This is a genomic window from Paenibacillus sp. ACRRY (assembly GCF_022346995.1).
Lineage (GTDB): Bacteria > Bacillota > Bacilli > Paenibacillales > Paenibacillaceae > Paenibacillus.
The window spans coordinates 235632-255218 of record NZ_JAKRNM010000001.1 but is presented as its reverse complement, the minus strand read 5'-3'; the positions used below and the strand labels follow the sequence as shown (position 1 = coordinate 255218).

The following is a 19587-nucleotide window of genomic DNA, read 5'->3' as shown; positions in this document are numbered from 1 at the left end:
CCAATCTGCTGATTATAATAATTTCTCTTCATTTTCCGGAATCACTTCATTGATGCAAGCAAGTGCATTTAGTGTCCTTGGAAAACCCATATAAGGAAGACAATGTGTGATCGCTGCAATCAATGCTTCCTTGTCATTTCCCACATTTATATTTCCCTGTACGTGTGCCTTAACTTGACCTTCGGCTCCTCCCAATGCACTAACCATAGCCAGTGTTAACAATTCTCGGATTTTCAAATCAAGTCCGTCACGAGTGTAGAAATCCCCGAAGCAAAAAGCCGAAAGGTATTCCTGAATGTACTTCTGATTCGAAGGTGCACTTGCTCTCATTTTTTCAATAACTTCACCAAAAATCTCAATCTGTACAGCAAGTCCTTTCTCCAAACGATTATGTTCTGAGACCTGGCTATGATTATCAATAGGCAATGCAATATTACGGGAAATGAAAACCTCATTCACTTCGTTAATGGCATTTAATGTTTTGGGAAAACCGATGTATGGAGCACACTGGTAAACGGCCTCTTTAATTTCTACCGGAGTCACTCCAACATTCAATGCCGCACTTACATGAGCCCTGAGCTGAGGTAACGTCTGGTTGACGGTAAGGATTACCAAGGTCAGCAGTTCCCGCTGAATGTCCGTCAGAGCACCTTGATAGAACACTTCTCCAAAGATAAAACGACCTAAAATATCCTGAAATTCAGGATCTGTTGCATAAGAAGAAGGAACGCCTTCACCAAACAGTTGTTGGTATTTTTCCTTGCTCTTTTCAATTCGATCCAAGTGCTTCACCTCCCTGTAAGCTTCTCTTCTATTATTTCAGTGAAGGAAACATAAATAATTGAGATAATACATATTGATGCGTTACCGCACATGTGTATAATATAAAGGGAAAGTGATGCAGCTTCAATAAACAAACCGTCTTCATTCGTGCGCTACCGCACAAAATTAAAATAATGTGTGAATACAGTCAGAAAGGTGGTAATCCCATGTCCAAATTGGATCGAAGAGTACAGAAATCTCAAGAAGCCATTAAGAATGCGTTCACGCAACTGATGTCTGAGAAAAGTCTGGATCAAATTACGATCCAGGACATTTCCAATCGGGCAAATGTTGGTCGAAGAACGATCTATGATCATTACATGGATAAATTTGATCTGCTCGACAAAGTCATTCAAGAACATATCCATGAACTACGTAAACTATGTGAAGCAGCATCTGAATTAAGTTTTGCTGAGGGAAATCTCCTCTGGTTTGAATACTTTGAACATCATCTCCCCTTCTTTTCAACCATGTTATCAAGCAAAGGAGCCTCTGTATTTCGTCATCATTTCCTGGCATTTGTTATTGAAGAATTAGAAGGAGAAGTGAATGTAAGCGAAGGAATTAATCAGGGATTAAGCAAGGAGATTATTCTTAATTTCTTTGGAGCGGCAATTGTCGAAATCGTTGAAGCGTGGCTTACCAATGGAATATCTGAGCCTACTCAGGTCATTGCAGAACAGGTAGGCGTTTTGTTGGATCGGAATTTCTAGGAACGGATTGCAGAATGAGATATCACAACAGAAGGGGTATTTGAACCATGATCTTTATTACTAAAAAATTGTTGGATCGGCTAACTCAATCTCATAGAGAACCTAACATGTACATATGTTATTCCACTCCGCAGAGCTTGTCAGCGAAGACAAGCCGGGCTATATTGCTCATAAATGAAGATAAATTAATGATCCTTTTTCTCAATTTTTTTTCGACTAAAGTCGTACATAAAGTTGAATACCAAACAGCAGAATTACAAGATCAAAAATTTCATTCTGGAAACTTATTGTCTGCAACATGGTCATTCCACGTTCATGGCCAGCGGTGTAGATTCATGATTACCAGAAAGATCCTTACGCTTGGCTCGATGCAAAGCGATTTTTTGAATTTTGTGAAACAGCATATCTATAATTAATGATCAAAATGTCAGATTGGTCTCCGTCCGTATGAATAAGAGCAGTCGATCCAACGAATCGACTGCTCTCCTGTGATCAATTTAACAGCTGTTCAACCAACCGACGTCTAAGCATCTGTATATAACTTATTAAATTACAAGCACTCTTACAGCTAAACATGTCTATGAAGCTTGGTATTACACTCCGATGTTGTCGCAGTGACATACTCCACGTAATTCACTGAACCTTGAAAGTTCAGATACGCTTCATAACGCATGCGGATTGCAGGTAGTGTAATATAATCCAGCACCTGTTCCTTAGGAACCCACCTGCATTCGCTCGTTTCCTCAGATGCGGCTAATCCCCCACCTTCTAATTTGCATACAAAATCAAACATGACCTTTGTCGGAACATCCGTCACACCGTCATACCACTTATGTACTGCTGTATTGGAGACAACACTAATTAAATGACTAACACTGGCGTCTATTCCACTTTCCTCTTTGATTTCACGTATCACGCCATCAATCAGGTTTTCTCCTACTTCAGTAATCCCGCCTGGGTACACCAAGCCATCGTCATGAGCCTTTACTAACAGGATATTTCCGTGTCCGTCTTCTACAATTCCGCCTGCCGATACAATATGCGTTGGAAAGACCATCTAACCACCTCCTCTACAGTGAATCTGTATATATATTCCACATCATTCATACAGCTTCCTGCTTAAAAAAAAGGCTGCATATTCGCAGCCTCACCAACGCTCCTAATGATTCAGTTCTACACCTGTATTGGATGGGTATTGATGATTTTTCTTGGCATAAAACAACTGCTCCATTCAACTTTATGATACAAGCCGCGGGAAATGTGATATGGTCTAGAATGTATTTGTTACATAACATACGCACTACATGTTGAGGAGAAGATTACACGTGAATGAGAGTCAAGGAATGAAGAAACCACACCGATTTACAGATCCACTAGTTGTAACCCTAGTCGCAAGCCTATGCTGCTTGTTATGGGGAAGTGCTTTCCCCTCTATTAAACTAGGGTATATCGCTTTTAACATCATGCCTGAAGATATTGCTTCCAAGTTTGTATTTGCAGGGTATCGATTTATTCTTGCAGGCTTGCTGCTTCTGATCCTGTACCGTTTGATTGGAAAACGGAAGTTTGCTCTATCTGGACGGCAATGGACCAGTCTCTCCATGCTGGGAATCATGCAAACAGGCCTGCAGTATATGTTTTTTTATATAGGTGTATCGAATACGACCGGTGTTAAAGGCTCCATCATGAACGCAACAGCTACCTTTTTCAGTGTAGTATTAGCCCATTTCCTGTATCAAAATGATAAGCTAAGCAATAAAAAAGTAATTGGCTGCGTGCTTGGATTTATCGGAGTCATTATTGTGAATTTCAATACTGATTTACTTTCATTTTCCTTTTCCTTTACAGGTGAAGGTTTCGTCATTGTGGCTGCTTTTATATTCTCCATTACTGCCATCTATGCGAAGCATTTAACCTCTTCCATTGATGTATTGGTCGTCACGGGTTTCAGCCTGTTTGTCGGCGGATTGACGCTTGCTCTGCTGGGTCTGCTGCTGGGCGGACGGGTTACACATTTCACCGTGGAATCCACCAGTAACTTAGTCTATTTGGTACTGCTGTCATCCGCGGCATTTTGTCTATGGAATATGCTTCTTAAATACAACAAAGTAGGAAAAGTCTCTGTTTTCAACTTCCTTATCCCCGTGTTTGGCGCATTACTATCTGCTCTATTTTTGGGTGAAAGCATTATGGAACTGAAAAATCTGATTGCCCTCCTGTTCGTGTCGATCGGCATTTACATCGTGAATCGAGCAAGCTCTGCATAGCATTCGGCTGCTTGGAAACGATATGTCCCGGAACAATAGAAAAACCAAGTTCATCTCCTCTATACGGGATCGAACTTGGTTTTTCTTTAGCTTATCTATTATTTTCGTGCTTGGTTAACCCTGGCAATAAGTTCATGAATAACCTCATCAGGCGAACGCTCATTCATCCATTGTTGACCGAACATTTGGAATACTTTGATCATAGGGAAGTCTTCCCAGAATCCCACAAATTCCTCGTTAAGATATACCTTATCTGTAACATGTTCGTTCATTTCATTCAGGCATTTCCCCAATTCCGTTTTCGCTGCCGGATCACTCATCCATTCGCTGAGAAGGCTGAATTTGTGAAACGTAATCTCTTCCTTTCCAAAATCACAATGCAGACGTTCCGTGATTCGGATGTCTTTGGACGAGCTGCCAAGCGAAATCTGGAAGTATCCGGTCTCTGCTACCCAGCGGTTATACTTGGTGTTATAGTACGAAAAATCTCTCTCTTCCAGATCAAAGGTAATTTTGCGTTTCTCACCGGGCTCCAGTTCGATTTTGACAAAGGCTTTTAGCTCTTTCTCCGGACGGGTCCATGTGCACTCTTCATCGTGTACGTACAATTGAACGACTTCTTTCCCTTTACGCTTACCTGTATTTTTCAACTGGAAAGAAACAGTCACACCATCATTCGTCTGAGCTACTTTCAGATCCGTGTACGAGAACGATGTATAGGACAATCCGTGCCCAAACGGGAATTGAGGGGCCAGTTCTTTCCGGTCATAGTACCGATACCCCACAAAAAGACCTTCACGATAATACAGCTTGCCGTTCTCACCGCGAATCCGCATATGGGAAGGGTTGTCCGATAGCTTCACTGGGAAGGTCTCGGACAGCTTGCCCGATGGATTCGTGTTTCCGAATAATACATCTGCAACCACTTTACCCATGCCTTGACCCGACAACCACGAGTGAATCACACCAGGTACATGCTGTACCCAAGGGCGCATCGCGAGTGCGGTGCCGCTGCTAGTTACGACAATGCACTTGGGTTGAACCGCGGCTACGGCCATGATCAATTTCACTTGATGTTCGGGAAGGTCAATGCCTTGCAGATCATGCATCTCTGATTCGGCATATTCCGGTTGACCAACAAACAGTACAGCAACATCGGAATTCTTGGCTAATGTGACGCTCTCCTGAATTAACTTATCCTGAATGGAGCCATCCTCCGGGTATCCTTCTGAATATCCCATAGTAATATTCTCGCCGGCCAGATTCTTGATCTCATCCCACGGAATATCGACTCTTGTCGGCGTTACCTTCGCACTGCCTGCCCCCTGAATTCGAGGCTTCTTGGCAAACCTCCCAATTACGGCAATGGACCCCAATGATTCCGGCTGCAGCGGAAGAATCGCGTTCTCATTTTTTAGAAGTACAATACTTTCTGCTGCCGCTTTACGAGCAAGTGCATGGTAATCCGCATCTTCAGAAGGCCCCTCGCCTTTGTTGCCCGTTACCCGTTCCACCAGCTTCAAAATGCGACCCACGCTTCGATCCAATTGTTCCTCGGAAAGGCTTCCGTTCTGAATCGCCTCAACAATGGCTTTGGCATTGTAATGAGCAGGACCTGGCATCTCCAGATCAAGTCCAGCCTTCAGTCCGCGTATACGATCATTGACAGCTGTCCAGTCGGATAATACAACGCCTTCATAACCCCATTCTTCTCTCAAAATGTCATGCAGCAAATGTTCGTTTTCACTCGTGTACGTTCCATTCAATAAGTTATAAGAACACATGACCGTCCAAGGATCGGATTTCTTAATAATTCGTTCAAAGGCGCTCAGGTAAATTTCGCGCAGTGTCCGCTCGTCGATTTCCGAACTGGTCACCATCTTCTCAAACTCCTGGTTGTTTCCCGCAAAGTGTTTGACAGAAGCACCCACACCTTCGCTTTGGATCCCATTAATAAACGCCGCACCAAGCTCACCCGTCAAGTACGGGTCTTCCGAATAGTATTCGAAATTTCTACCGCCAAGCGGTGTTCTTTTCATATTGACACCCGGTCCAAGCAGCAACTCCACATCCATGGCTTTCGATTCCCGTCCTAGAGCCACACCGACCTCATGCAGCAATTCCGTGTTCCACGAAGAACCGATGGCTGAGCCTGTAGGGTAACAGGTTGCAGGTACATTTTCCGTTGTAATGCCCATTTCTTCATCACTATTCGTTTTACGGATGCCGTTTGTGCCATCATACATATGAACTGGCGGAATGTTCAATCGTTCGATTCCCTTTGTCATCCACATATTTAATCCCGCGCAGAGCGAAGCTTTCTCGGCAAGCCTCATTGCCGACAGCAATTCATTAATCGATTTATTCATGGTAATCACCCTTTTTATTTAATTTTGTTCCTGTTCTTTCTTCAGTTCCTGTGCATCATACAGTTTGAAAAACGGGAACCATACAACAAATACAATGAGCAGAACCACAGCCAGCAAAATAAGACCGTTAAACCCAGACATAATATAGGTGGACAGGCCAATCGGCGTGTACCATAGCTGGAAGATCTGGCTTGGAATCCGCACCCAACCCCAGTCGAGAGCGAAGTATACAATCACCGGCGTAATGAGCGCATTGATCCACATGGGCACCATGAGCAGCGGATTAAAGGCAATCGGCGCTCCGTACACCACAGGTTCATTGATGTTGAACAAGGACGGAATGATGGTCGCTTTACCGACAGATTTCAGCTTTTTGGATCGAGCCATCAGGAACCAAACTACTAACGGCAATGTCGCTCCCATCCCTCCAATACCAAGCCATCCGGAGAAGAAGGTTTCAAATGTGTTGATATTGACCGGATCTTGTCCCGCTGCAATGAGAGAAGCATTCTGTTCAATTGCAGGTATCCAGATCGCGTACCAGATCGGTGTCATAACCCATGGGCTCACGCCGAAGGAATAGAGCACTACGCCGATAAAATTAAATAATAAAAATCCAGTTAAACTTTGTCCTACAGCATTGATCGGCTCGAATACGTTCACAATCAGACCAAAAATATCAAAATGAAGCTGATATACGAGAACCCATCCTGTTGTTAATACCAGGGCGATCGGTACGAGAAAGTCGAACCAGTCCATAATGAATTCGGGAAGTGAAGACCCCTTTTTGAAGAACGAAAATTTGTTGCACATGATCATCACAAGAGCAACGAATACACCCACCAAAAGTGCTGTGATCATGCCCGATGGTCCAAATCGTTCAAGGATGAACTGAATGGTACCATCTTCGTTTATTGTCGGGTTAAGCAGCATAGCGAACAGGGATACTCCTGTCATTCCCGCCAGCAGCTTGATTTTGTGTCGCTCCTTTTTTTCCATCACCACATAAGGCGTCAAGAAAGCAATAAACAACCCAAGCAAACCGAAACTGAATGTCGTGATCGGTGTCAGGTCCGGCATACCCGGAATAAAGTCCTGCAAAATTGAAATCAATGTAATAATCGAACCGATGAATATCATCGGAATGGCGACCATGATGGCTTCCTGAATCGAAGAAACCCAAATATTATTCGTAAACGCCTCCAATCTTGGCGCAAACGAATCTGTCATCCATTTCATGAAACGCTTCATCCAAACTCCCCCTGTCTTCCTCTTAGCTGCCACAACCATAGTATATCGATTCGTGTGAACGCTTTCTTGTTGGAACTTGCGACTTGATGGTTCGTTTTTTGTCCATTTCTAGTCCTACGTTCTAGCTTGCCTGCCTGTACAAGAAATAAACAACAAAAAACATCCCTCCATTGCCGAAAGGATGCCTTAAAGATACTGTTTCTAATATTGTCTATTCAAAATGAGCAGCGTCACGCCATGTGGCGGGAGCAAAACCTCTCTGCGCCAACATTCATCCCTAATCATCTCTGTCTCCATAACAGGACCGCTCCTACCTTCCAGATAAGAGATCTCTTCTTCCGTTAAGGCGTATGGCGATCCCATGCGTATCCACTCATCAAATACGGATCCATGATCCCGATCGAGTTGATAACTGGTGCATTTATAAGGCCCAGGGAGCTTGTTAAGCGTGAGTTCAAAAGCTTTGCTGCCTTTCTCCTCAAATACGTCATATCGGGTTGAACAGGATAATTCAGACCAATCTCCACTCGCAAATAGCTGATCTACATGCACATAATGATAGAACAGAAATTGCATGCTCCCGTCACTTTTTCGCGTTCCGACATAACCGTCTCCCTTGATTAGCAGCTCATCACCCAGCTTCTGCATAAGCTCAAATGCATAATAGCTAGGTTTCTTCAGACCATCGCGATTGATCAGGCCAAAGCCTCCATAGAAAGGAGAAGTTGGAACGATGCTTTCTTCGAACACATCGGTAAAAGACCAAAAAGCCATGGCTTTCACATCACCGAGTGTATTCATGGTGTGATAAATGACAAACGGAGCCATGAACATGGTATCGTGCAGCAAGTTACGGTCATACAGCGAAAAGTTCCACTCGGTGACATGGAGTTCAATAGGCCCGTACGAAGACGCCTTCATTTTTTGTCGTAAAAGATCGATACTTTCCTTATAAAACGAAGGCGGCATGATTTGAGTCAAGCGATCCTCTTCAACTTTCCGCTTGGGATACTCCGAATAGATATGGAACGAGAAAAAGTCGAGAGCAACTTCACGCTTGCTGCAGTATGACAGAAACTCCTCAGCCCACGTATCGTTCCAAAGAGATCCATAACCCATCGCTGGGCCTCCCACTCTCAGATCGGGCAATACAGTTTTGATGGCGTGGACGGTCAATTCGTAAAAAGCAAAATATTCTTCCTTGCTTCCTGCCCAACAAACGCCAGCCAGATCAGGCTCGTTCCATACTTCGAAATACCACTTCTTCACTTCTTCCGTCCCATAACGATTCAAACAGTGCCTGATGAACTCGCGAACAAGTGCCTGCCACTTGGCAGGGTCAGATGGCGGACTAATGTTCCCCCTCCACCAAAACAACGTTTCTTTGGATCTCGCCAGCTGGCTCGGCATAAAGCTTAATTCCACGAATGGCCGAACTCCCTGATCCAGCAAGAAATCATACAACTTGTCCACATAAGACCAGTTATAGACAGGAATGCCTTGCTCCGTTTCGCTGTACACCATCATCTCATCATTAAATATGCCGTGAAATCGAATATATTGAAAAGGTACTTTTCCTTTTAATGCGGACAGCTGCTTCCGCCAATCTTCACGCAAACCTTCGATGGCTCTCCCTGCCGTCATGGTGATATTCCAGTGCTTTTCGTAGACGAACGATGTCTGATCCGCAATAACTTCAATATAAGTTTGGTCTGACAGATGATTCACAGAAGATATTGGGAGCGTCTCCTGTTCCGCGTCGCCCTTGGCATCCAGATATCGATACAGTGAGCCAATCGCGTTCAGCGTTTCCATCTCGTAATAATCCCCGCTTGAAGATTCCTCATACGTTTTGGGCTTACGGTTCACGTTCAACTGATGAGGCTCCGGTGTACGCGAAGCTTCACGGTAGGAACCGGGCGTGCAACCATACTTTTCCTTGAAGTATTTGTTAAACAGCTTGATGTTGGCGAACCCGCAATCCAGAGCGATTTCGGATATTTTTTTATCATTTGCTGCCAGTTGGGCCTGGGCTTTCTCCAAGCGTATAAGGGTCAGATATTTTTGGAAAGGTATCCCGATCTTATCAGTAAAAAAGTGGGAAAAATAATGCAAGCTTAAATGCTCGGAATGTGCCATATCCTGAAGCGTAATCTTCTCATTGTAGTGAATATCAATATATGTGAGGACCCTGTTCAGCCTTTTATAATCATAATCCTTGCTGCCTTCTTCCAACGTCGGATTTGTTCCACTGGAAAAGTACCTTTGCAGGTAGCCGCATAACATCTGTAGTCTGCCCATGGTGAAATTTTGATACCCTGGCGTTTTTTTGTTGATCTCCCATACCATCTGTGCAAGATGTTGTTTAATGCTATACAGCCGGGGAACGTCCTGCTCCACGGTCTGGGCAGAGTTACAGGAGATAAACGCATTATTGTTCATCAACTCCGGACCAAACTGCAATGTTAGTAACACGTTGTCCTGATTGGTTCGTTCAATCTTGTGCACGGACATGCTGTTTACCACAATCAAATCATCTTCTTGCAGTGTATACTGCTGCTGGTCCAGATACATGTTGATAGAGCCATGGAGAACATAGACCACTTCCACTTCCTTATGCCAATGGAAATCGATATGTTTCACTGAGTTCACGAAGAGTTTCATAGGCAGATCGTCGTGATGTTGAATAAACTCATATAGATAGCGAATGGTCTGCACCTTCCTTCATACCGCTTATTATAGACACAGCATTTTGAAGATATCAACAAGCAGGTCCTTGTAATATCCGTTACATCAAGAACGGCCAGCTTTGTTCGTTTGTCTGTATAAAAATCTTCCATAACATTTGTCCAAACAAATTTGATGCGATTTTTACATTGTCCGTCCTATGGAAGATGCCTATAATTACAATGTAATTGATAATCATTATCATTAACACACATAGAAAGCAGGGGACAACAGAAATGAACAACGTATTCAGGAAACAACTAATGATATGGGGAGCAAGCTTCCTTCTTCTATCCTTACTCGCGGCGTGCAGTCGTGCGGAAAGCAATTCTTCTCAGGAGTCTGCAGAGGCCAGTGCGTCAACCGTAAGCTATTCCACCCAAACACGCGAACAAACCGAAATTCCGGCTCAGCCGCAGCGGGTCATTTATCTGGGTAGTGCGCTTGGCGATCTGCTCGCAATGGACATTCCCGTCGTCGGGGCAAATCTCATTCATGCCGATGGAAGCTATATGGAAGGGAAGTTGGACGGTATTGAGGATGTCGGCAATCCAGGCGATTTGGAGGCGATCACCGCCCTCCAGCCTGACTTGATATTGAATGGTTACACGCAAGATGCCGATCGGAACACAGCTTTTACCAAGATAGCACCTACGATTCCTTTTAATTCAGCGCTACCGTTCAAGGAACGTGTGCATGAACTTGGCAAAATATTCGGCAAACAGGACGAGGCGGAAAAGTGGATTACCGCATTTGATACTCAAGCGGAAGCGATGTGGGACAAGTTGCAGTTGGCAGATGGCGAGACGGCCACCATCTTCCTGCAGTTGGGCAAACAGCTCTATGTCATGGGCAATCGCTCCCTAGGGGTAATCCTGTACGGTGAACACGGATTCGCAATTCCGCCAGCCATTCAAGAAAATATAGTCGACAACAACCAAACGTTTATTGAATTATCGGAAGAATTACTGCCGGAGTATGCAGGCGACCATCTCTTCGTGCTTGTTCTTGATAATGAAGAGAGCCAAACAGAGTCAGATCGGCTGCTGCAAAGCACATTATGGAAATCGTTGCCTGCCGTTCAGCAAGGACGTGTGTATACTGCCTCCGCTGAATGGAATACCGATAACCTCTTAGCGCTGGAGCAGCTGCTTGATGAGCTGCCAAAGTGGATGAACCGTCAATAAAATCATTGTCATGATAAGCAGTAAGCAGTTAATCCCCCAGCCTGTGGCTGGGGGTTTTTCTAATTGCATCGACCTGCAACACATATAATACCTGATCCTAATTCTAGGGTCAGTGAGGTGAAAAATATGTTAAACTGTTACCACCTGAGAATTATTATCATTAGATTGGAGAACATTAGCATGCAAATGACTTCCCTATACATACAGCTGAAGCAATTTACTCTTCTTGACCTTTCCCTCCCTCCGAAAACCGAAAAACGATGTACACCAACTGAGATGGGCGACGCCGATTGCTGTACGCTACTCATTTCCCTCGATCGAGGTGTTCGCCTGCACACAAATGGTATTGCCCAAGATTTGCGCCAAGGCGGCTGTATTATGCTCCCGCCGCAGCAATCCTACAGTTTAGAAACGACTCGCGAGCAAGCGAAGGTCTTTCGGTTTACCTTTCTGACTTTTGAAGTAAAGGAGTTGGCCTTGCATCCTGTTGCTTGCCCGCCTCTTATTCCAGGATGCTCTTACAACCTGCCTGTTTCCACATTAAAACTCGCACTGGCAAGTGAGGAATGGGCAGCATCACGCCCGCTGCAAGGACATAACCAAGAGCATGAACAAGGTAGCCGGCACAGGAAAAGCAGCACCAAACCCGGCACAGCGCTCTCAATTCTACAGGCAAGACTGCAATTGGTGCTCGGGATGATGGCTCAGTTGGAGCAAGCGCCCCCTGCTTCAGTAAGCGATGAACAATCCGTCGAGCGTACCATAAGCTACATGACACAGCACTACAACGAGGATTTAACGGTAGAGCTTTTGGCTGAGATGGCCGGGATGGTACGTTGGAAATATAGTAAGTTGTTTAAGGCTATTGCAGGCAAAAAGCCTACGGATTACCTTGCAGAGCTGCGGGTTAATCAAGCCAAGCTGCTGCTGGCGAGTTCAACGGAGCCATTACGGGAAATATCCCGGCAAGTCGGCTACAAGGATGAATATTATTTCAGTCGCCGTTTTCAGCAGCTTACAGGCTGTCCGCCGCGAGAGTATGCCAATAAACAACTCCGTAAAAGACAGCGAACCATAACCGATGCGCTAGGTAGACAGGTGCATCTTCCCGAAGAAGCAACGCGTATCGTCGCTACTGGTACGAATACCCTCGGCGAGTTGCTTGCCATTGGGATCAGCCCTGTCGGGGCGGGTATCGCGACCATGAAGTCACAAGTCATGTATAAAAACAAACTTCATCGTATTATCGATATTGGACTGCAGGCAGTACCAGATCAAGTATCGCAGCTGAATCCGGATCTAATGCTGCTGGGTAATTATTGCGAGCAGCATCTGCCTCATTTGGATGCCATTGCTCCCACGATTGTCTACCGTGACACCAACTACAGTACCTATGAGGGTCTTCGTTACATTGCCGACCTGTTCAATCGCGGCAAAGCAGCTGAGCAATGGATTGAGCGCTACGAGAACGGTGTAAGGCGAGTAAGACGGCATCTGGCAGGTCAATATATCGTGGGAGAACATGCAACCGTCTATCTCAGGTTGGGGCAGAAGGTGTATGTGATGGGGCGGACTGGCTTTGCGGCTACCTTATATGAGTCCCTCGGCTTTCGTCCCTCTGTGCAAGTCCATCAGCTGATCGAGGATGGCAAACCTTGGATTCAAATTAAGCCAAACGAAATTAGCCACTACACCGGGGAACGTAACTTCGTGCTGGTATCCCAACAGGAGCTGCGATTAGCTTCCCCCCATCCGCTGCTTTCAGTGCTCACAACCCTGACACCAGGCAAAGTCCATGTGGTAGAAAGCGGTTGGAATTATGACGATCCCATTACCCGCGAGAGACTTTTGAAGGTTCTTCCTTCTATTTTTGCCAAGGCGGAACTGGCAGCAAAACTAATGTAAGAATGTCCGTCGGGTAGTCTACTTCCACCTGCTGCCGAATTCAATCGAGTTTACGAGCGTGGCCCTGCATTATTCTCATAAGAATAACAAAAAAGCCGATCAATTTTACTCCATTGATCGGCTTTATTTCTAACTATTTAGACTACCTACTTCATATTGAAGTCCCTTATTTCTTACCAACCGCGATCGGACATACGCTCATCCGCAGACAGTTTGGAAATCTCAATCCCTTTCATCGGTGCACCCAGGTTTTTGGACACTTCGGCAATCAGTTTGTAATCCGTGTAATGCGTTGTCGCTTCGACAATGGCACGAGCGAACTTCTCAGGGCTATCTGATTTGAAGATACCGGATCCAACAAATACACCGTCTGCGCCCAAATGCATCATAAGTGCAGCATCCGCCGGAGTGGCTACACCGCCTGCAGCAAAGTTAACGACTGGAAGTTTGCCATTCTCGTGTACTTCGAGCAGAAGCTCATAAGATACACCCAGGTTTTTCGCTTCAGCATACAACTCGTCCTTGGACATGTTTTGGGCTTTGCGGATTTGGCTGTTAATCAGACGCATATGACGAACAGCTTCAACAATATTGCCTGTTCCCGGCTCCCCTTTGGTACGAATCATCGATGCGCCTTCACCAATGCGGCGAAGAGCCTCTCCCAAATCTTTGGCTCCACATACAAATGGTACAGTGAATTCATGTTTATCAATATGGAATACTTCGTCAGCAGGCGTCAGTACTTCACTCTCATCGAGATAATCCACGCCCAGGGATTCAAGCACTTTGGCTTCGATGTAATGACCGATACGTGCTTTGGCCATCACCGGGATGGATACCACTTTCATAACCTCTTCAACGATCGTTGGATCTGCCATGCGAGCTACACCACCGGCTGCGCGAATATCAGAAGGTACCCGCTCAAGAGCCATTACAGCTGTGGCCCCAGCTGCTTCCGCAATTTTAGCCTGTTCTGCATTCATGACGTCCATGATGACCCCACCTTTTTGCATTTCAGCCATTCCTCTTTTAACACGATCTGTACCTGTTTGCATGATTGTAATCCTCCCAGTTTAACTTTTGATTGTTTTTCAAAAAGGACATCTTATTTCAGCAAATGTAAATGATCTATTTTTCGATGCCACTATTGTTTCCCCTCAAACTATGAATTAGTATAAAATGAGAATGGATACATAAAAAGATCCAATATCACCGGATTTTATTGTACCACTTCGAATGTATTGAACCACTTTACCTAACCATTGGAGGATCTATGCAATTTCATCTAGCCTACAGTTCCTATATAAACCGACAATATACCAAGATGAAGGCTCTCTATCATGCGGTGCGTGATGCTATTCATGAAGGTAATCTTGTTTACGGCGAAAAGTTACCATCCACAAGGGAATTAGCTGCGTCATATCACATTTCCCGAGGAACCGTGAACCAGGTCTATGATACGTTAACTGCTCAAGGTTACCTTCAGTCAGAGCACGGAAGAGGTACCTTTGTCGCTTATCAAGCAGATTTAAGCAATGAGGAGTACCCAGTAAAATCCTGTACTCATCACTTGTCAGCTTGGGGAAACCGTATTCAGCAGCTTGAGCAGCAGTCCGTTCAACGAACGACACAAAGCCGTGACCACAACAAAGAGAGCCGTGAAGTTATCGACTTCAGCAAATATCAGCCGGATCTATCCAAGTTCCCTTACGATGAATGGAATAATCGATTGTATGCAGAAATACGGCATCGTGAGGAGCACGTTATCCATACTTCTGCCTCTGTTAGTTCAACAGGAGACCCGAAATTAAGAGAAGCCATTGCTGCCTATCTGCGGAGAATGCGGGGGATTCATGTAGATGCGGATCATATCGCCGTAACGGCAGGTTCAATGCAGGCTATAGCCCTGCTCACTCAGTTGCTCGCAGACCCTGGCGATCATGTCGTGACGGAAAGCCCTTGTTATGTCGGAATTTCTCAAGCGATTCTGGCTGCGGGCGCCAAGTTGATTGAAGCCAATCTCGATGGTCAGGGACTGGTTCCCCAAAACTGGGATGCACGTATGTTGTTTGTCACCCCATCGAGGCAATTTCCAACCGGTGAAATGCTTAGTCTCGAACGCAGACAAACCCTGCTGGACTGGGCACATCGCCGGGATGCCATGATTATCGAGGATGATTACGACAGTGAGTTCCGATATCGAGGAATGCATGTTGAACCTCTGAAAACACTCGATAAAGAAGGGCGCGTCATTTACCTTGGAAGCTTTACCAAAACATTGCCTTTTGAAGTCCGGCTGGGCTATGTGGTCCTCCCTCCCACCTTGGCAGACACCTTTAGAAAGGCCCAGGCATTGTATGAGCCAAGACCTGTCAATCTCATCGAACAGCGGGCGCTCGCAGCATTTATGACAAGCGGTCAGTATGAGCGCCATCTGCGCAGGATGAATCGTCTGTACAGCCGCAAGTTCCATATGTTACTCAAGCTGTTGAATCAGCAGCTCTCTACATGGTTTGATTGGGTGGAAAATGAAGCGGGTCTGCACGTATTCGGGTGGTGGCGGGGTAAAGCCTCAGCTTATGAAGCCTTTCGGGCATCCGCCAGATCGGAAGGGGTCCACTACTCGGAAGTCAGCAGTTCAACATCGGATGGCATGAAAGTTGGTATTTATTTATCTTTTGCCCATTTGTCGGATGCCCAAATACAGGAAGGCGTAGCGAGATTACAAAAAGCTCTAGCGCATTAGCTCCATCATGAGGCAATTTGTCTCTTTAATAACAGTAAAAAAAATCCCCTCATGTGTGGCAGGAAGAACTCACAGGCATGTGTGATCTCTGATTGATCCTGTCACCCCGAGGGGATTTTTTTGTTTAATGCCTAGGCATTGTTAATGTATGATACTCCTATTTCATTGCTTCTCATTGCTTATTTATTAAATGTTACCTTCTCCAAACCGCCTTCAAGAATGATCGATGTGTCCCGTGGTTTCGTTTCCGCGATTTTGCGGCCGCCTCTGAACGAGTAGAGCACACCGGCTTGTTTGCGGATGGCTTCATATTCATTCTCCGCTTCCAGAACGATGAAGTTGGCCGGCTTGCCTTCTTCAATGCCGTACACATCCTCGATGTGGAGCGTTCTTGCACTGTTTTTGGTAATCAGGTCGATAGAATTCACGATCTGATCGTAACCAAGCAGCTGGGAAGCATGGATACCCATATGCAGGACCTGAAGCATGTTACCTGTACCGAGCGGATACCATGGATCGAAGATGTCATCGTGACCAAAGCACACGTTCAGACCTGCTTCCTGCAGCTCTTTGACACGAGTCAGTCCTCTTCTTTTCGGATACGTGTCGAAGCGTCCCTGCAGGTGGATGTTAACCAGCGGGTTGGAGACGAAGTTCAGGTCAGCCATTTTCAGCAATCTGAACAGCTTGTACGTATAGGCGTCATTGTAGGAGCCCATTGCCGTCGTATGACTCGCTGTCGTACGGGAACCCAGCCCACGTTCGTAGGCTTCCTTGGCAACAACTTCCACGAAACGGGATTGCTCATCATCGATTTCATCGCAGTGAATGTCGATTAGACGGTCATATTTCTCAGCCAGGTCGAATGCAACCTTCATTGAATCGACGCCGTATTCTCGCGTGAATTCGAAGTGCGGAATGCCTCCGACGACGTCAACGCCCATTTTCAGCGATTCTTCAATCAGTTCCACACCGTTTGGATAGGAATGAATACCTTCCTGAGGGAAAGCAACAAGCTGGATGTCAATGTAAGGGGCCATTTCTTCTTTTACTTCAAGCATCGCTTTAACGGCCGTCAGGCTTGGATCAGTAACGTCAACATGTGTCCGCACATGCTGGATGCCCTGCGCCATTTGCCATTTCAGCGCCGTTTTGGAACGTGTTTTAACGTCTTCATGCGTCAGGAATGCTTTGCGTTCGGACCAACGCTGAATGCCTTCGAACAGCGTACCGCTCAAATTCCATTCCGGCTCACCTGCCGTTAACGTTGTATCCAAATGAATATGAGGCTCAATGAACGGTGGCAGTACAAGCGAACCGCCCACGTCGAATACTTCCTCGTTGGCGGTAGCAGCTGGCTCCTGCGTGATTTGTTCAAACTTCCCGTCTTTTACGACGATATTCCATAGCCCTTCTTTACCCCGCAATTTCGCGTTCTGTATAATCATTTATTTTCCCCTTTTCTTTGGATTCTTTCGCAGATACGATCAGCATAAGTACGATGTAGGCTACTGCTGTACCAAGAAGTGCATTCAGCGGTGTTACTCCAGGTGCCAGCTGAGCGAAAGCCACACCGATGGCCCAAGCAGCCATCGCTATCCAGTTTACCGTTTTGAAAGTCATCTCGGCAAACGGTTTATAATTTCTGCGCTTCACGAAGAAGTAATCTGCAATGATAATGGCCCCGATGGACGGTACGGCAGCACCGAGTACGTTCAGAAAACCTACGAAGTTGTTGTACATCCACATTGCAAAGATGGTACCCACGATGCCGTTAATGATGACGAAGAATTTCTTCGAAATTTTAGTGATGTTGGCAAAACCAAGTCCCGAAGCATATAGAGCATTGTCATTCGTTGTCCAGATATTCAATCCCAGAACGATGATCGCAGGAATGATCAAACCTTGCAGGAACATAACTTCCGAAATATCTGCCAGGTTATAGGCCATGGCGCCTACTGCACCGAACAGGAACATGAGCGAGTTACCCAGGAAGAATGCAATAACTGTTGCGGTAACTGCCTGGCGTGAAGTACGGGAGAACCGGGCAAAGTCTGGCGTTAACGTACCACCGCTGATAAATGATCCGATACAAATGGTTAGTGCAGCTGCTGCAGTAAGCGACTGTGCCGGCGTGTAATCAAACAATCCTTGCAGGCCACCCAGCGTGTCTGCACCTTCGAACATGGAGTAACTCCCGAGAATGGCAATGGCCGGAACCGCGATATAACCCAAAATGACAAGTGACTTCATACCGAAGATGGCAGACGCCGTCATGGCGAGACCAAACACGATGATTAATAGGTACACATTCCAATCCATCGCTTTGGCGACCGGAATCGCGAACATGGCTACGCCGACACCGAACCATCCAACCTGTGTGAAGCCAAGCAGGAACGAAGGCAGATACGATCCTTTCTCACCAAATGCATATTTGGCCAGCAAGTGTGTGGACAAACCTGTCTTCGCCGCGATATGTGCGAGTGCTCCGGTATAAATCCCAAGGACCAAATTACCTGCAAGCACGATGCCAATGAACTCCATAAACGTTAAGCTGACACCAAGCGTTCCTCCTGCCAGCATGCTTGCTGAGAAAAATGTGAACCCCAGCATAACGGACAACGTCTTCCAAAAATGGTTTCTCTGCGTTTTTGGCACTGCCTGCCATGAAAATTCTTGATCTTGTTTGCTCATCAGAATACCCCCAACTTAAAGTGTCCTGATACCAAAAAGCAGAAAAAAGAGGCTACTCGTCAGGTCGTAAACTGACAAGTAGCCTCTTTTTTGCATCATAACCCGCGCGAAGACGCAGAGCATCCCTGAACGGAATATGCCCTGTTTCACGCGTGATTATAAAAATCCGCTGCCCTTGCCAGCCTCTCTGGACTGAATTAAAGGTACCAGTATTCAATTACGTTCTATTATTTTGGAAAACGCCACAGATGTCAATGTAATTATTATCCAAACAGTGTATTAGAGACATGCTTTCGGACTTAAACTGCGCATCCCCAGCCTTCTTTCAGCCGTAATAATTATAATTCAAGCAAATAGAATGTAAAAAGTTTTTGACATATAATTAAATATTAATTAAGATAAATATGTAAATAGTATTTTACATTCCTAAGGTTGGGTGACGAAAATTCTTGAAGAATAATATTAGGGATCTCCGCAAAAAAATGAGAATCTCGCAAGATGAGCTTGCGAAAAAATGTGGCGTAACAAGACAAACCATCAATGCAATAGAAAACGATAAGTATGATCCCACGTTATCTTTGGCCTTTCGATTAGCAGTTCACCTTGAAACCGTCGTTGATCAATTATTCATCTTTGAGGAGGATTCAGTATGAAGTTGCGAAAAGCGGATGAAATGGAACAGGTCCAAACTGAGAAATCCGCCAAGAATGCGTACATATTTTTCACCCTAGCTTTGCTGGTTTTGTCTCTAGTGAATTGGATGGCTACAGGTAAAACAGGCTGGGAATTTTCAATCCTTTTGGCAGGCAATGCGGTATTCCTCTGGTCTAGGGTGTACTACAAAAGAAAAACGCAATAGCAGTCCCTTCTAGACTTAATTTAGACCCTCTAAGCCATATAAAAAGC

At 45.4% G+C, this 19587-nt stretch carries 15 protein-coding genes; 7 read left to right on the top strand and 8 right to left on the bottom strand.

Going from position 1 to position 19587, the window contains the following annotated elements; genetic code table 11:
* Positions 1-12 precede the first annotated feature (12 nt).
* The gene (locus MH144_RS01175) at positions 13-783 is read right to left on the bottom strand and encodes a carboxymuconolactone decarboxylase family protein (RefSeq protein ID WP_239296772.1); all 771 of its coding nucleotides are present in this window, start codon (positions 781-783) and stop codon (positions 13-15) included.
* 206 nt (positions 784-989) lie between these two features.
* Here MH144_RS01175 and MH144_RS01170 point away from each other — a divergent pair, with 206 nt between their 5' ends.
* The gene (locus MH144_RS01170) at positions 990-1535 is read left to right on the top strand and encodes a TetR/AcrR family transcriptional regulator (protein ID WP_239296770.1); all 546 of its coding nucleotides are present in this window, start codon (positions 990-992) and stop codon (positions 1533-1535) included.
* 568 nt (positions 1536-2103) lie between these two features.
* Here the strand turns inward: MH144_RS01170 and MH144_RS01165 are convergent.
* Positions 2104-2592, bottom strand: a complete 489-nt coding sequence (locus MH144_RS01165) for an NUDIX hydrolase (protein ID WP_239296768.1) — start codon at positions 2590-2592, stop codon at positions 2104-2106.
* Positions 2593-2860: 268 nt separating this feature from the next.
* Here MH144_RS01165 and MH144_RS01160 point away from each other — a divergent pair, with 268 nt between their 5' ends.
* The gene (locus tag MH144_RS01160; protein WP_239296766.1) at positions 2861-3802 is read left to right on the top strand and encodes a DMT family transporter; all 942 of its coding nucleotides are present in this window, start codon (positions 2861-2863) and stop codon (positions 3800-3802) included.
* 98 nt (positions 3803-3900) lie between these two features.
* Here MH144_RS01160 and MH144_RS01155 read toward each other — a convergent pair whose 3' ends face one another.
* From MH144_RS01155 to MH144_RS01145, 3 genes are all read right to left on the bottom strand, one after another.
* Positions 3901-6171 carry a beta-glucosidase gene (locus MH144_RS01155; protein WP_239296764.1) on the bottom strand — a complete coding sequence of 757 codons (2271 nt, stop codon included), beginning with the start codon at positions 6169-6171 and terminating at the stop codon, positions 3901-3903.
* Positions 6172-6189: 18 nt separating this feature from the next.
* A complete protein-coding gene (locus tag MH144_RS01150) occupies positions 6190-7422 on the bottom strand; it encodes a PTS sugar transporter subunit IIC (RefSeq protein ID WP_239296753.1) in 1233 nt (410 codons plus the stop codon).
* Between the two features lie 201 nt (positions 7423-7623).
* Positions 7624-10140 (bottom strand): GH39 family glycosyl hydrolase, encoded by a 2517-nt coding sequence (locus tag MH144_RS01145; RefSeq protein ID WP_343225988.1) that lies wholly within the window; start codon positions 10138-10140, stop codon positions 7624-7626.
* A 245-nt stretch (positions 10141-10385) separates the two neighbouring features.
* Here MH144_RS01145 and MH144_RS01140 point away from each other — a divergent pair, with 245 nt between their 5' ends.
* Positions 10386-11336: an ABC transporter substrate-binding protein gene (locus MH144_RS01140; RefSeq protein ID WP_239296744.1), complete on the top strand. Its 951-nt coding sequence runs from the start codon at positions 10386-10388 to the stop codon at positions 11334-11336.
* A gap of 180 nt (positions 11337-11516) precedes the next feature.
* Positions 11517-13241, top strand: coding sequence for a helix-turn-helix domain-containing protein (locus MH144_RS01135; protein WP_239296733.1), 1725 nt, complete (start codon positions 11517-11519; stop codon positions 13239-13241).
* 173 nt (positions 13242-13414) lie between these two features.
* On the opposite strand, the gene pdxS is transcribed toward MH144_RS01135, so the two are convergent.
* Positions 13415-14299 carry a pyridoxal 5'-phosphate synthase lyase subunit PdxS gene (pdxS, locus tag MH144_RS01130; RefSeq protein ID WP_212676968.1) on the bottom strand — a complete coding sequence of 295 codons (885 nt, stop codon included), beginning with the start codon at positions 14297-14299 and terminating at the stop codon, positions 13415-13417.
* A 215-nt stretch (positions 14300-14514) separates the two neighbouring features.
* Here pdxS and pdxR point away from each other — a divergent pair, with 215 nt between their 5' ends.
* On the top strand, positions 14515-15987 hold the full coding sequence (gene pdxR, locus MH144_RS01125; protein WP_239296731.1) for a MocR-like pyridoxine biosynthesis transcription factor PdxR: 1473 nt from the start codon (positions 14515-14517) through the stop codon (positions 15985-15987).
* A 179-nt stretch (positions 15988-16166) separates the two neighbouring features.
* Here the strand turns inward: pdxR and MH144_RS01120 are convergent, their stop codons facing one another.
* Together MH144_RS01120 and codB are read right to left on the bottom strand one after the other, a co-directional pair.
* Entirely contained in the window at positions 16167-17435 is a 1269-nt protein-coding gene (locus MH144_RS01120; protein ID WP_239296729.1) for a cytosine deaminase, read from the bottom strand.
* Positions 17404-18681: a cytosine permease gene (gene codB / locus MH144_RS01115; protein ID WP_239296727.1), complete on the bottom strand. Its 1278-nt coding sequence runs from the start codon at positions 18679-18681 to the stop codon at positions 17404-17406. The genes MH144_RS01120 and codB overlap by 32 nt, the downstream gene beginning before the upstream one ends.
* A 449-nt stretch (positions 18682-19130) precedes the next feature.
* Here codB and MH144_RS01110 point away from each other — a divergent pair, with 449 nt between their 5' ends.
* Together MH144_RS01110 and MH144_RS01105 are read left to right on the top strand one after the other, a co-directional pair.
* Positions 19131-19334 (top strand): helix-turn-helix transcriptional regulator, encoded by a 204-nt coding sequence (locus MH144_RS01110; RefSeq protein ID WP_239296725.1) that lies wholly within the window; start codon positions 19131-19133, stop codon positions 19332-19334.
* Entirely contained in the window at positions 19331-19540 is a 210-nt protein-coding gene (locus MH144_RS01105; RefSeq protein ID WP_239296716.1) for a hypothetical protein, read from the top strand. The genes MH144_RS01110 and MH144_RS01105 overlap by 4 nt, the downstream gene beginning before the upstream one ends.
* The last annotated feature ends 47 nt before the right edge of the window (positions 19541-19587 follow it).